This is a genomic window from Shinella sp. NM-101, assembly GCF_021401195.1.
GTDB lineage: Bacteria > Pseudomonadota > Alphaproteobacteria > Rhizobiales > Rhizobiaceae > Shinella.
Window position 1 is genome coordinate 250834 of record NZ_JACBFT010000001.1, and the last position, 12906, is coordinate 263739.

A 12906-nucleotide genomic window follows, 5' to 3' on the forward strand; every position below is an offset into this window, starting at 1 on the left:
TTTCAGAAGGTTCCGGAGGCCATTGCCGCAATGCAACACGAGGAACCAAAGCGGTGGGGGAACGTTGCTGCAAGCATTCATCTTCTGTTCAAGATGACATCCGTATGACAGATACACGAAGGTTTTATGAAATCTGGAGAAGGCCTTGGCCCTGTTTACGCCTGCAGCCGTGGCGATCGAAGCCACCGAAGGATTAGCCGCCGAAGCGGGCTTCCTCGCACGCCATGCCAAGGCGCTCGCCGTTCTGCGCTCGCTTGCCGTCTCCGCCCTTCTCGCGCTTGCGACCGTCGCCGTCATCGAGCTCGTGACCCGCGGCTCGCTCCAGCAGACCTATGCCTACCTGACCAATCTCCAGCAGCCCGGCTGGACCACGACGGGCATCTTCTTCCTGCTGTACCTTGCCATCGACGCGTTGATCGGCCGGCAGCACAAGGCCGTGCTCCTCGTCTCGCCGCTCGTCGTGCTGATGGGCGTCATCTCGCAGCAGAAGCAGGTCTTCCTCACCGACCCGCTCTATCCGACGGACCTGCTCTTCGGCCGCCAGATCCTCGAACTGCTGCCGGTGCTGGTGCAGGATCGCCCGTGGACCGCCGCCGCCCTTGCGCTTGCCGTTGCCGCCGGCCTCGTCGGCCTCGTCGGCCTCTGGGTCTTCGCCTGGCGCCGCTTCCGGCCGCTGACGCGCAGGGAGCGCCTGACGCGGCTTGCCATCGCGCTGCCGCTGCTCGCGGGCTTCGTCTCCATCATGGACTACAACGAGTTCTCCTGGATGCGCGACCGGCTGAAGGTCTTCCCGATCATGTGGGACCAGGCCGAGAACTATCGCCATAACGGCTTCGTCATGGCCTTCACCATCAACCTGCCGATGGCCAATGTGAAGGCGCCGGCCGGCTACATGATCGACGCCATCGACAAGATTCCCTCCAAGCCCCTGCCGGCCGGAACGACGCACCGCTCCAAGCCCGACGTCATCGTGGTGATGAGCGAATCCCTGTGGGATCCGACGCGCCTTGGGACCGTGAAGCTGTCGCCCGATCCGATGCCGGTCATCCGCGAGAATTCGAGCGGCAACGTCTTCTCGCCGGAATTCGGCGGCCTCACCGCCAATGTCGAGTTCGAGGCGCTGACGGGCTTCTCCAATGCCTTCCTGCCGACGGGCAGCATCCCCTACCAGCAATATGTGCGCAAGCCGATCCCCTCGCTTGCCACCTTCTTCCGCGCGGAAGGCTATACGGCGCGCGCCATCCATCCGTTCTCCGGCTGGTTCTGGAACCGCACGAGCGTCTACAAGGCCTTCGGCTTCGAGACCTTCAAGGACGTCGACAGGATGCCGCCGCTCGCAAAACGCGGCAACTTCACCTCGGACGAGGCGCTGACGAAGGAAATCATCCGCCAGGCGGATGCGCAGGAAAACCCGTTCTTCTTCTTCGCCGTCACCCTGCAGGGCCACGGCCCCTATGACGACGGCCGCTACAAGAAGACCGACGTCGCCATCGACGGCACGCTCGACGCCCGCGAGAACCGCATGCTCGCAAGCTACGCGCAGGGCGTGAAGGAAGCCGACCAAAGCCTGAAGATGCTGATGGACTGGGCGAGCCAGCGCGACCGCGAGACGATCATCGTCGTCTTCGGCGACCACCTGCCGCCGCTCAACACGGTCTACAAGAATTCCGGCTACATGCCCGGCGTCACCGCCTCGCGCAAGGGCACGGCGGAACAGATGAAGAAGGAACACGAAACCCCGCTCGTCATCTGGTCGAACAAGACCGGCGTCGAAAAGGAGATCGGCACGATCAGCCCGGCATTCCTGTCCTATTACATCCTCAAGGAGGCCGGTTACGAGCACCCCTACTACACCGGCTTCCTCGGTGCGGTGCACGACAAGCTGCGCGTCATCGACCGCTACATGCTGATCGACGCCAAGGGCAATGCGACGGCCGACTGGGCACGCAGGAAGACGGTCGACCCGCTGGTGCGCGACTTCCGCTTCCTCCAGCATGACATCATGTTCGGCAAGCAGTACGGCCTCGAACGTTTCTTCGATTCCCACGCGGAATTGATGTCGGCCGGCTACTGATTTTCACCGAAACGACGCTGGGTTCTGGCTCCGATTCGCTTTTCCGGAGCCCTGCCATGAAACCCTTCGACGACGCCGCCCAGATCCTGTTCGGCAAGTCCCCCGACCAGCTCGACGAAACCGAGCGCGAGGTCCTGCTTCATTCGCGCGAGGGCCGCATCCTCTCGCAGGACAGGAACGTCGCCTACGAGGCCAGGCAATCGCTCGGCGAGCGCATCGCCGATGCCATCGCCCGCGTCGGCGGCTCCTGGGCCTTCATCATCGCCTTCCTCGGCTTCCTGCTCGTCTGGACGATCGTCAACACGCTGGTGCTGACCCGCGACGCCTTCGACCCCTACCCCTTCATCTTCCTCAACCTCGTGCTTTCCATGCTGGCGGCGCTCCAGGCGCCGATCATCATGATGTCGCAGAACCGGCAGGCGGCGCGCGACCGCTTCGAGGCCTCCAAAGACTACGAGGTGAACCTGAAGGCGGAGATCGAGCTGATGGCGCTGCATCACAAGGTCGATACGCAGTTCCTCGGCGAGATCGCCGCCCTCAAGCTGGAAGTTCTGCGCCTGCAAGACGTGTTGCGCGAAAGGGAGTGACAACCAGCCACAGCCTTTGATACCCCCAAATTGGCGTACATCAATCTATAGGAGAAATTAAGACTCTGGGCGCACGATAAAGCTGCATCGGCATTCCGAATGCGGGATGCCTTGCGATCCGACAATCCCAAGGAGGACATGTAATGCACGCCCTCACCCGCCTGTCGAAGGATCGCGCCGGAACCTCGGCGCTGGAATTTGCGATCGTCGCCCCTCTTTTCTTCCTCACCCTCTTCACACTGATCGCCTACGGCATCTATCTCTCCGTCACCCATTCCGTGCAGCAGATCGCCGCGGACGCGGCGCGCACGGCGGTCGCGGGCCTCAACCCGGCCGAGCGCGTCACGCTCGTCAACCGCTACCTGGATGCCTCGCGCCTCGACTATTCCTTCATCAACCGCGCGAAGATGCAGGTAGTCGTCACCGACGATCCCGGCAACCCGGACCAGTTCACGGTCACGATCACCTACGATTCCAGCGACCTGCCCATCTGGAAGCTTTTTACCTTCGCCCTGCCGCATGAGAATATCCAGCGCTACGCCACGGTGCGTGTGGGAGGAATGTGAGATGACACCATCCCGCCTCCTCGCCGACCGGTCCGGCAATATCGGCACGCTTGCCGCCCTCAGCCTGCCGCTGATGATCTTCTCCCTCGCCCTCGGCGTCGACTATGGCTACCTCACGGTGCAACAGCGCCAGTTGCAGGCTTCGGCAGACCTTGCCGCCATCGCCGCAGCCTCCAATGTGACGGAGGCGGAAAAGGCGGCCGCGACCTATTTCGCCCTCAACCGCCTTTCCGTCACCGTCACCGGCAGGAACGGCGTCACGATCCCCTCGACGCCGCCGGGCGTTTCCTCTGCCGCCAGGGCAAGCGTCGAGCGCGGCCGCTACATCGCCGATCCCGACATCGCGCCCGAAGACCGCTTCACGCCGGCGGGCGCGGAAGCCGATGCCGCGCGCGTCACCCTTTCGCGCCCCGCCGATCTCTTCGTTGCCGGCGTCTTCATGCCGCAATCGCCGCTCTTGTCGGCGACGGGCTCGGCATCGCGCACCAAGATCGCCGCCTTTTCGATCGGAACGCGCCTTGCCAGCCTCAACGAGGGCATCCTCAACGCCCTGCTGGGCCAGCTTCTCGGCACCAGCCTCTCGCTCAAGGTGATGGATTACCGGGCGCTGGTCGATGCGGACCTTTCCGTCCAGCCCTTCCTGAAGGCGGTCGCGACGCAGCTCAACCTCACGGCAGGCACCTATGAGGAGGTGCTGAACGCCGGCATCACCATGCCGCAGCTCCTAGCCTCGATGCGCGCCGTCGAGGGGCTTTCCGGCCCCGTCCGCTCGGCCCTGCACGCAATCGAGAAGGCGGCCGCCGGCAGCAAGGTCAAGCTCCCCCTCACGCGCATCCTCAACATCGATCCGAAGAAGGGCGTCGCGGTGACGACCGGCGGCGACTGGGAAATGTCGGTCAATGCCCTGCAGATGGTGACCGCCGCGGCCGCCCTCGCCAACGGCCGCAACCAGGTGGCCCTCGACACGGGCATCACGCTTCCCGGCCTTGCCGGCGTGACCGTCAGCCTGGCGATCGGCGAGCCGCCGGTCGAGACGCCGCCGCATCGCCTCGGCGCGCCCGGCAGCGCCGTGCGCAGCGCCCAGACACGGCTTGCCGTGGAGGTCGGCATCGATGGCCTTGCCGCGCTGGCGGGCCTGCGGGTCAAGCTGCCGCTCTATGTCGAGGTCGCGGCGTCCGAGGCGAAGCTCGCCGATATTCGCTGCCTCGGCGGCGCGACAACGAATGCCAACGTTTTCGTCGATGCCGTGCCCGGCGTCGCGGAACTTGCCGTCGGCAAGGTCGATCCGTCGGTCCTGTCGGACTTCTCGGACGAACCGCGGGTGCGCAAGGCCCGCCTCGTCGATACCGCGCTCCTCAGCATCGATGCGCTCGCGCACGGCGAGGTCAAGAACCTCACGAAGACCCGCCTCACCTATACGCCGACGGAAATCGCCGCCAAGGCGACCAAATCCGTCTCGACGCGCGACACGCTCACCTCCGCGATCAAATCGTTGCTGGGAGACCTGGACGTCGAGGTCAACATCAAGCTGCTCAACCTCGCGCTCAATACCTCGCTCGTCACCAAGGCGCTCGCCTCCACGCTGACGACCGTGACGCCGGCGATCGACGAACTGCTCTACAACCTGTTGCTGGCCGTCGGCGTGAAGGTCGGCGAGGCAGACATCCGCGTGACGGGCGTGCGCTGCCAGCGTCCCGCCCTCGTCCAGTGAGGCGATAGCCGGGCGTCACCTGCCCTGCGCGAATTGCGGCACGCCGTCGGCGATCTCGTAGTAGTCGCCCTTGTCGGCGCAGAAGATATGCATGCCGATCCGCAGCCCCGTCGGCTGCTCCAAGGCGCCGGCCAGGATCGAGGTATAGTCCGAGCCGTCGCCCTTCCAGAACAGGGTGGAGCCGCAGGTGCGGCAGAAACCGCGGCTCGCCCCTTCGCTCGCCCGGTACCAGGTGACGTTGTCGCCGCCCTCCACCGTCAGCCTGTCGTCACGCACATTGGTCGCGGCGTAGAAATGCCCGGTCTGTCGGCGGCACTGGCTGCAATGGCAGGCAATCACCTCGCGCAGCGGCCCGACCGTGCGCAGGCGCACCGCGCCGCAAAGGCAATGTCCATGATGTTCCTCGCTCATGCGCTCCCCCCAAAAGAAAACCGGGCCAGCTTTGCCAGCCGGCCCGGTCCTGTCAATTTCACATTCCTGAATGCATGCATCAGCCCCGTTCATCGACGGAGCCGAAGCATGAACGAAAGGCGATCAGCCGTTCACGACCATGCGCTTCTCGTCGCGGCCGCCCTTCATGCGCTCGGCAAGGAGGAAGGCGAGCTCCAGCGCCTGGTCCGCGTTGAGGCGCGGATCGCAATGCGTGTGGTAGCGGTCGGCGAGATCGTCGCCCGACAGCGCCCGCGCGCCGCCAGTGCATTCCGTCACGTCGTTGCCGGTCATCTCGACATGGATGCCGCCCGGATGAGTGCCTTCCGCGCGATGGATCTGGAAGAAGCTCTCGACTTCCGACAGGATCCGCTCGAACGGGCGGGTCTTGTAGTTGTTGAGCGTGATCGTGTTGCCGTGCATCGGGTCGCAGGACCAGACGACCTTCTTGCCTTCCCGCTCGACGGCGCGGATGAGGCGCGGCAGGTTTTCCGCCACCTTGTCGTGGCCGAAGCGGCAGATCAGCGTCAGGCGGCCCGCCTCGTTCTGCGGGTTGAGGAGGTCGATCAGTTCCAGCAGGCCGTCGCCGGTCAGCGACGGGCCGCACTTGAGGCCGATCGGGTTCTTGATGCCGCGGCAATATTCGATATGCGCATGGTCGGGCTGGCGCGTGCGGTCGCCGATCCAGATCATGTGGCCGGAGGTCGCATACCAGTCGCCCGAGGTCGAATCGACGCGGGTCAGCGCCTGCTCGTAGCCGAGCAGCAGCGCCTCGTGGCTGGTGAAGAAATCCGTCTCGCGCAGGCTCGCATGGTTTTCCGGCGTGATGCCGACGGCCTTCATGAAGTCCATGGTTTCGGAGATCCGGTCGGCGAGCTTGCGGTAGCGCTCGGCCTGCGGCGAATCCTTGACGAAGCCGAGCATCCACTGGTGCACGTTGTCGAGATTGGCGTAACCGCCCATCGCGAAGGCGCGCAGGAGGTTCAGCGTCGCGGCGGACTGGCGGTAGGCCATGATCTGCCGTTCCGGGTTCGGAATGCGCGCCTCTTCGGTGAACTCGATGCCGTTGATGATGTCGCCGCGGTAGGACGGCAGCGACACGTCGCCCTGCTTCTCGATGCCGGAGGAACGCGGCTTGGCGAACTGGCCGGCGATGCGGCCGACCTTCACGACCGGCTGCTGGGCGCCGAAGGTCAGCACCACGGCCATCTGCAGGAAGGCGCGGAAGAAGTCGCGGATCGTATCGGCGCCGTGCTCGGCGAAGCTCTCGGCGCAATCGCCGCCCTGAAGCAGGAAGCCCTTGCCCTCGGCCACGTTCGCAAGCGCGGTCTTGAGGCGGCGTGCCTCACCGGCGAAGACGAGCGGCGGAAACTTCGCGAGGCGCTCTTCGGTCGCCGCCAATGCGGCGAGATCGGGATAATCCGGAACTTGGCTGATGGGCTTGTCCCGCCAGCTATTCGGCGTCCAATTCTGTGCCATGATACTCACCTGTCCTGAAGCGTTCGCGAAGCGGACGAACGCCCCTCCGTTTTGAAGATGCGGGCTTATAAACCGTCAGATGGCTCTTGCATAGCCGCAGTTCCAGTGGCGGCTGTCCCAAAAGCGGCGACACGCGGGACCTCGTCAGACCCGCTGGCCGTTCCGCACGCGGTAGCTCGGCTGGTACATCGTCACGAGCTCCTCGGAGGCCGTCGGATGCACCGCCATCGTGCGGTCGAAGTCGTCCTTCGTCACGCCCGCCTTCAGCGAGCTGCCGAGGAGCTGCGCCATCTCGCCGGCCTCGTGGCCGAGGATATGCGCGCCCACCACCTTGCGGTCGGCGGCATTGACCACGAGCTTCATGATGGTCTTTTCCTGCCGGCCGGACAGCGTCGCCTTCATCGGGCGGAACTCGGCGCGGTAGATCTCAAGATCGTCGAACGTCTTCGCCGCCTCCTCCTCGCTGAGGCCGACGGTGCCGATCTCGGGCTGCGAGAAGACGGCGGTGGCGATGAGGTCGTGGTCGGGCGAGACCGGATTGCCGCGGAATTCCGTCTCGATGAAGCACATGGCCTCATGGATCGCGACGGGCGTGAGCTGCACGCGGTCGGTCACGTCGCCGAGGGCGAAGATGCCGGCCACGTTGGTGCGCGAATGCGCGTCGACGATGATGGCGCCGCGCTCGTTCATGGCGACGCCCGCCGTCTCCAGCCCGAGGCTGCCGGTGTTCGGCATGCGGCCGAGCGCCAGCATCACCTGGTCGACGGTCAGCGTCTCGCCGGACTTGGTCGACACGATGCGGCGCCCGCCCTCGCCCTCTTCGACGCGCGTGATGATGTCCTCGCAGATGACGCGGATACCCTTGGCTATCATGGCGGACTGCAAGCCGTGGCGCATGTCCTGGTCGAAGCGCGAGAGGATCTGCCTGCCGCGATAGATCAGCGTCGTCTCGACGCCGAGCCCGTGGAAGATGTTGGCGAATTCGACCGCGATATAGCCGCCGCCCGAGATCAGGATGGACTTCGGCAGCTCCGGCAGGTCGAACGCCTCGTTCGAGGTGATGCAGAGGTCGTGGCCGGGCAAGTCGAAATGCGGCGTCGGATGGCCGCCGACCGCGATCAGGATGCGCTCGGCCGTCACCAGCTCGTCGGTGGCGGTCAGGCGGATCGTGTTCGGTCCGACGAGCACGGCGCGCGTTGCAAGGATGGCCGCCCCGGCATTCTCCAGCCCCTTGCGGTAGAGGCCTTCGAGGCGCGTGATCTCCTTCTCCTTGGCCGCGACCAGCGCCTGCCAGTCGAACTTCGTCTCGCCGACCTGCCAGCCGAAGCCGGCCGCGTCCTCGAAATGCTCGTGGAACTGCGAGGCATAGACATAGAGCTTCTTCGGCACGCAGCCGCGGATGACGCAGGTGCCGCCGAAGCGGAACTCCTCGGCGATCGCCACCTTCTTGCCCATGGCGGCGGCAAGGCGCGCGCTGCGCACGCCGCCGGAGCCTCCACCGATGACGAAAAGGTCGTAGTCGAATGTCGTCATGTCGCGATCTCCTGCGGGCAAGCCTGGCCGTATGGCCTTGGGGCGGAACGGCAGCGAATCCGCCGCAGCCCGACACATATAGGAACAGCGCATCCAAAAGGAAAAGGCAACGATGCCGCGATCACCGCCACAGCGGGCTCCCCGCGATCTTGCCAAAAATGGGTAGGCCGGCCGTGCGGAATCCGATTTACGCCGCCGCAAACCGGATTTAAGTAAAGTTCCCGACCAATCGTGGTCTAAGTGGATGATAAAAATGAATAAATCAGCATATTTCGTAGCCTTTTCCGCAGCATGCGCCATGCTTGCCGGCCCGGCCGCGGCGGAAGACCTCGTCTTCAATCTCAAGAACGGCACCGGCTCCGTTCTCACCCGTTTCTACACGTCCCCGGTCGGTGTCGAAAAGTGGGAAGAAGATGTCTTCGGCAACCAGGTCCTCGAACCGGGCGAAGCGATCGAGATCACCATCGCAGACGGCCGCAGCGTCTGTGAGTACGACATGCGCTTCGAGTTCTCCGAGGAGTCCGATCTCGACACCACCACCGACACGCAGAACCTCTGCGAACTCGGCACCTATACGATCCACGAATAAGACGGACCGGGCCGGCTTCACCGAGGGCGGCCCGGCCTATCCGGCGCGCGCGACAGCCTGCGAGAACGCCTCGGAGACCGCCGAGAACTTCAACGCCTGCCAGGACCGGTAATCGATCACGAAGTCCGACGAGACCCAGCAGTTCCCCCTGTTTCCCGGAAATTCCCAGCCGATCAGGCCGGCGCCGCGCGCCGCCGCCAGGATCCTCGCGGTGTGGCTCTGCGAGATGCGATAGCGGGCGGCGACGCCGCTCGCCGACACCGGTCCTATCCACACCCGCCCGGCCGGAAGATGCCATGGCGCCCGGGCGGCAAGTTCGTGCAGCACGTTGCTGCCCGACTCGGCGCGCGTGAAGAGCCCCACGGACGCTGGCGGATGGCACCAGCCTCGTGACGAGAGCATGAGACGCGCCATCCGCGTCTGGGCATAGACGATCAGGTCCGGATCGTCCCGCAGGCGCGCGGCACGTCCTGCCGTGTCGATGCGATCGAGCGCTTCGAGATGGGTGCCGTACCAGCGGCGGATCAGGTCCTCCGTGTACGGCCTTGCGCGGAACATCCGCTGCCGGCGGTCCGCGCAGGCGATCTGCTCGACAAGCCCGTAATGACGCATCTCGTTCAGGAAGGCGAGAACCGTGTTGCGGCTGGCAATCGGCGTGCCGGCAAGGAAGCGCAGGAGGTTCGTCGGTGAAATCGGCGGGCGCGCGGGATCGAGCCGGTGTTCGAAGTGCAGCGCGAGAGTCGCCTGGCTGAGCAGCCATTTCTGCAGGTCCGAAAGATAGCGCACCTCCTTCGGGATTTCCTGATGGGTGGCGAGCAGTTCCTCGGCGGCGAAGACCAAGCAGTCATGAAACCGGCTTTCCGCAAGAAGACGGTCGGCCCCATAGGACAAGATCATGGCGAAAAGACACCGGGCGCAACGGATTAAATCGCATCATTGGCCAAAACGGCCTGCGGATGAAAAAGGCGGCCGGTGGCCGCCTTTTCAGCTTGTCGATTACTGCTGCGGCTGCGCGTCGCCGCCCTCGGCGGGCTTGGCGCCGAGCATCTTGTCGAGCTTGTTGCCGCTTTCGGTGCGCAGGTCGCGGTCGACGCCGGCAGCCCAGATCTCGGCGGCCTTCATGACTTCGCGCGTGGCGATCGGGCCGTCGGCCAGAAGCTTCTTGCCGGCCGCCGAGGCATAGAAGTCGGCGATGGCCTTGAGCTCTTCCTGTGTGAAGGTCTTGGCGTAGATGGTCGCGGCTTCCTTCTCCAGATCGGCGCGGCGTGGAGCGAGCGCAAGAGCCTGCTCGTCCACCACGGCATTGATTTCCTGCTCATGGTTCGGCGAGGCCTGCACGAAGGTCGACTTCACGCGGGAGGCAAGGCCCGGAAGGATGTCGTCGAAGCGGCTCGTCGCGCCGATGGCGTCGATGGCGGCGCGCGCGGTCTTGATCTGCTCTTCCGTGACCTCCTGCGCCTTGGCGGCGCCGGCAAGGCCTGCCGAAACGATGAGGGTCACCGCGAGGGTCCGGCCGAAACCAGAAAATTTGATCATGTCGGTCTGTGCTCCTGTCTATTCTTTTGCCGTCAGCGTGCGCGCACCAGCGGGTCCCGCGATGATGGCCAGCGACGCCATGTTGATGAAGAGGCCGTGTTCGACGACGCCCGGTATGTCATTGAGGTTGCTTGCGAGCGCATCTGCATCAGGAATGCGGCCAAAAGATGCGTCGAGAATGTAGTGTCCGCCGTCCGTCGTGAAGGTGCCGTCGCCGGAGGCGCGCAGCGTGATCGCGCCGGAAAGGCCGAGGCGCGCGGCCGTCTTCTCAATGGCGATGCGGGTCGCCGCAAGCCCGAACGGATTGACCTCGATGGGCAGCTTGAAGGCGCCGAGCGTCTCGACGACCTTGCTTTCGTCGGCAATGACGATCATGCGCTGCGAGGCGCTGGCGACGATCTTCTCGCGCAGCAGCGCGCCGCCGCCGCCCTTCATGAGGCGCAGCCTGCCGTCCACCTCGTCCGCGCCGTCGATGGTGAGGTCGAGTTCGGGCAGTTCGTCCAGCGACTTCAGCGGCACGCCGAGTTCGACGCAGAGCCGCGCCGTGCGCTCGGAGGTGGGAACACCCTCGACGCGAAGGCCGCCCGCCACCTGTTCGGCGAGAAGCCGCACGAATTCCTCGGCGGTCGAGCCGGTGCCGATGCCGAGGCGCATGCCGTCCTCCACGTAGGAGAGCGCGGCCTCGGCGGCCCTGATCTTCATTTCACGGGCGTCCATGCCCCAAAACTCCCTCAACGAGTACCCGCCGGCACGCGCGAAGCGGCCGGATTTCCGGTGAGACACTTACACGCCCTGAATGGCAAACGAAAGCCAAAATCGCCGCCCGCGCTGCGGCCGACAAGCCGATTGCAAAAGCCGCCGCCATCGCATACCGAGAAGCCTGTCCCTTCAATTCCCAAGGTATGCCATGTCCGCTCCTCTCGTCGTCTTCGACCTCGACGGCACCCTCATCGATACGGCGCACGACCTCGTGGCGAGCCTCAATCACACGATCGGCCTCGAAGGGCTGGAGCCCGTCGGCTATGGGGACCTCACCCATCTCGTCGGCCATGGCGGCCAGGTGATGATCAGGCGCGCCTTCGCGCTGCGCGGCCGCGAGATCACCGATGCCGAGCTGCAGCGCATGCTCGCCGTCTTCGTCGAGCACTATGCGGATGCCATGCCGGGCGTCTCGGTGCCCTATCCGGGGCTCACCGATGCCATGGACCGCCTCGCCGCGTCGGGCTACCGGCTTGCCGTCTGCACGAACAAGATGGAGGGCCTTGCCCGCCGCCTCGTCGACGGCCTCGGCCTCACCGCCCGCTTTTCGGCGATCACCGGCGGCGATACCTTCGCCGTCCGCAAGCCGGATGCCGAGCACCTGCTCGGCACGATCAGCCGCGCCGAGGCCGATCCGATGCGAACCGTGATGATCGGCGACAGCCTCAACGACATGCTCGTCGCCCGCAATGCCGGCGTCCCGTCGATCGGCGTGCCCTTCGGCTATTCCGACGTGCCGGTCGCCGAGCTAGAACCGAACCACGTCATCGCCCATTTCGACGAGCTGACGCCCGATCTCGTCGAGCGGCTCATCGCTCGCTGACCTTGCCGGGGAGTGCCTGTTGGACTGGACCGAAACCCTGCTCGACACCCGGTCCGGCTGGACACCCGCACATCAGGGCGAATCCGGCGATCGCGTCTTTCGCAGCATCGATGGGCAGCGCTACGCCAAGCTGGCGCAGGGCCCGCGCGCAGCCGAGCTTGCCGGCGAACGGGACCGGCTGCAATGGCTTGCCGGCAAGGGCATCGCCTGCCCCGCCCCCCTCGGCTGGCACGCGAACGACGATGGCGCCTGCCTGACAATGAGCGCGCTTCCGGGCGTTCCGGCAGCAACGCTGTCCGGCCCGGACCTCCTGAAAGCCTGGCCGTCCATGGCCGAAAGCCTTGCCGCCTTTCACGCCCTGCCCGTTGCCGGGTGCCCCTTCACGAAAGACCTTTCCGGCATGGTCGCACGAGCGGCCGACGTGGTGGCGCGCGGCGCCGTCAATCCGGATTTCCTGGCCGCGGAGGACAGGGACGTGCCGGCACGCGATCTGCTGGCGCGTGTCGAGGCCGAACTGCCCCTGCGGCTGGCGCAGGAAGCGGAGGAGCGCGCCGTCTGCCACGGCGATCCCTGCATGCCGAATTTCATGGTGGACCCGGCGACGCTCCGCTGCACGGGCCTGATCGATCTCGGCCGTCTCGGCACGGCGGATCGCTATGCCGACCTGACGCTGATGCTTACCAATGCGCGGGAGACCTGGGGAACGGAGGACGAGGCCAGCAGCGCCTTCGACATCCTCTTCGCCACGATGCAGATCGAGGCGCCCGACAGGGAGCGCCTCGATTTCTATCTCAGGCTGGACCCGCTGACCTGGGGCTGA

General features: G+C 65.4%; 13 protein-coding genes. 7 read left to right on the top strand and 6 right to left on the bottom strand.

The genetic code is table 11. From position 1 onward, the window contains the following. Positions 1–145 precede the first annotated feature (145 nt). The 4 genes from L0976_RS01195 to L0976_RS01210 all read left to right on the top strand — a co-directional run bounded on the left by L0976_RS01195 (position 146) and on the right by L0976_RS01210 (position 4938). Complete coding sequence (locus L0976_RS01195) at positions 146–2074, top strand: LTA synthase family protein (RefSeq protein ID WP_370643544.1); 1929 nt, start codon at positions 146–148, stop codon at positions 2072–2074. Positions 2075–2130: 56 nt separating this feature from the next. Then, on the top strand, positions 2131–2661 hold the full coding sequence (locus tag L0976_RS01200; RefSeq protein WP_203319084.1) for a DUF1003 domain-containing protein: 531 nt from the start codon (positions 2131–2133) through the stop codon (positions 2659–2661). Positions 2662–2804: 143 nt separating this feature from the next. Next, on the top strand, positions 2805–3227 hold the full coding sequence (locus tag L0976_RS01205) for a TadE/TadG family type IV pilus assembly protein (RefSeq protein ID WP_234185669.1): 423 nt from the start codon (positions 2805–2807) through the stop codon (positions 3225–3227). Between the two features lies 1 nt (position 3228). Next, positions 3229–4938, top strand: coding sequence for a pilus assembly protein TadG-related protein (locus L0976_RS01210; RefSeq protein ID WP_234185670.1), 1710 nt, complete (start codon positions 3229–3231; stop codon positions 4936–4938). A gap of 15 nt (positions 4939–4953) precedes the next feature. Here the strand turns inward: L0976_RS01210 and L0976_RS01215 are convergent, their stop codons facing one another. From L0976_RS01215 to gor, 3 genes are all read right to left on the bottom strand, one after another. Next, positions 4954–5349, bottom strand: coding sequence for a GFA family protein (locus L0976_RS01215; RefSeq protein ID WP_234185671.1), 396 nt, complete (start codon positions 5347–5349; stop codon positions 4954–4956). A 123-nt stretch (positions 5350–5472) separates the two neighbouring features. Then, the gene (locus L0976_RS01220; RefSeq protein ID WP_203319088.1) at positions 5473–6846 is read right to left on the bottom strand and encodes a class II 3-deoxy-7-phosphoheptulonate synthase; all 1374 of its coding nucleotides are present in this window, start codon (positions 6844–6846) and stop codon (positions 5473–5475) included. Positions 6847–6990: 144 nt separating this feature from the next. Next, on the bottom strand, positions 6991–8379 hold the full coding sequence (gene gor, locus L0976_RS01225) for a glutathione-disulfide reductase (RefSeq protein ID WP_234185672.1): 1389 nt from the start codon (positions 8377–8379) through the stop codon (positions 6991–6993). Between the two features lie 253 nt (positions 8380–8632). On the opposite strand from gor, the gene L0976_RS01230 reads away from it, so the two are divergent. Beyond that, entirely contained in the window at positions 8633–8968 is a 336-nt protein-coding gene (locus tag L0976_RS01230; protein WP_234185673.1) for a hypothetical protein, read from the top strand. A gap of 36 nt (positions 8969–9004) precedes the next feature. Here L0976_RS01230 and L0976_RS01235 read toward each other — a convergent pair whose 3' ends face one another. The 3 genes from L0976_RS01235 to rpiA form a co-directional block, all read right to left on the bottom strand. Then, positions 9005–9865, bottom strand: coding sequence for a hypothetical protein (locus L0976_RS01235; RefSeq protein WP_234185674.1), 861 nt, complete (start codon positions 9863–9865; stop codon positions 9005–9007). A 99-nt stretch (positions 9866–9964) separates the two neighbouring features. After that, entirely contained in the window at positions 9965–10504 is a 540-nt protein-coding gene (locus L0976_RS01240; protein WP_203319091.1) for a DUF2059 domain-containing protein, read from the bottom strand. An 18-nt stretch (positions 10505–10522) separates the two neighbouring features. Continuing rightward, positions 10523–11221, bottom strand: a complete 699-nt coding sequence (gene rpiA, locus L0976_RS01245; protein WP_234185675.1) for a ribose-5-phosphate isomerase RpiA — start codon at positions 11219–11221, stop codon at positions 10523–10525. 190 nt (positions 11222–11411) lie between these two features. Here rpiA and L0976_RS01250 point away from each other — a divergent pair, with 190 nt between their 5' ends. Continuing rightward, positions 11412–12086 (top strand): HAD family hydrolase, encoded by a 675-nt coding sequence (locus L0976_RS01250; protein WP_234185676.1) that lies wholly within the window; start codon positions 11412–11414, stop codon positions 12084–12086. Between the two features lie 16 nt (positions 12087–12102). Continuing rightward, positions 12103–12906, top strand: a complete 804-nt coding sequence (locus tag L0976_RS01255) for an APH(3'') family aminoglycoside O-phosphotransferase (RefSeq protein WP_370643564.1) — start codon at positions 12103–12105, stop codon at positions 12904–12906.

Coding starts and splice junctions, on each gene's coding strand:
- L0976_RS01200 (WP_203319084.1), top strand. CDS start 2,131: ATGAAACCCTTCGACGACGCCGCCCAGATCCTGTTCGGCAAGTCCCCC.
- L0976_RS01205 (WP_234185669.1), top strand. CDS start 2,805: ATGCACGCCCTCACCCGCCTGTCGAAGGATCGCGCCGGAACCTCGGCG.
- L0976_RS01210 (WP_234185670.1), top strand. CDS start 3,229: ATGACACCATCCCGCCTCCTCGCCGACCGGTCCGGCAATATCGGCACG.
- L0976_RS01215 (WP_234185671.1), bottom strand. CDS start 5,349: ATGAGCGAGGAACATCATGGACATTGCCTTTGCGGCGCGGTGCGCCTG.
- L0976_RS01220 (WP_203319088.1), bottom strand. CDS start 6,846: ATGGCACAGAATTGGACGCCGAATAGCTGGCGGGACAAGCCCATCAGC.
- gor (WP_234185672.1), bottom strand. CDS start 8,379: ATGACGACATTCGACTACGACCTTTTCGTCATCGGTGGAGGCTCCGGC.
- L0976_RS01230 (WP_234185673.1), top strand. CDS start 8,633: ATGAATAAATCAGCATATTTCGTAGCCTTTTCCGCAGCATGCGCCATG.
- L0976_RS01235 (WP_234185674.1), bottom strand. CDS start 9,865: ATGATCTTGTCCTATGGGGCCGACCGTCTTCTTGCGGAAAGCCGGTTT.
- L0976_RS01240 (WP_203319091.1), bottom strand. CDS start 10,504: ATGATCAAATTTTCTGGTTTCGGCCGGACCCTCGCGGTGACCCTCATC.
- rpiA (WP_234185675.1), bottom strand. CDS start 11,221: ATGGACGCCCGTGAAATGAAGATCAGGGCCGCCGAGGCCGCGCTCTCC.
- L0976_RS01250 (WP_234185676.1), top strand. CDS start 11,412: ATGTCCGCTCCTCTCGTCGTCTTCGACCTCGACGGCACCCTCATCGAT.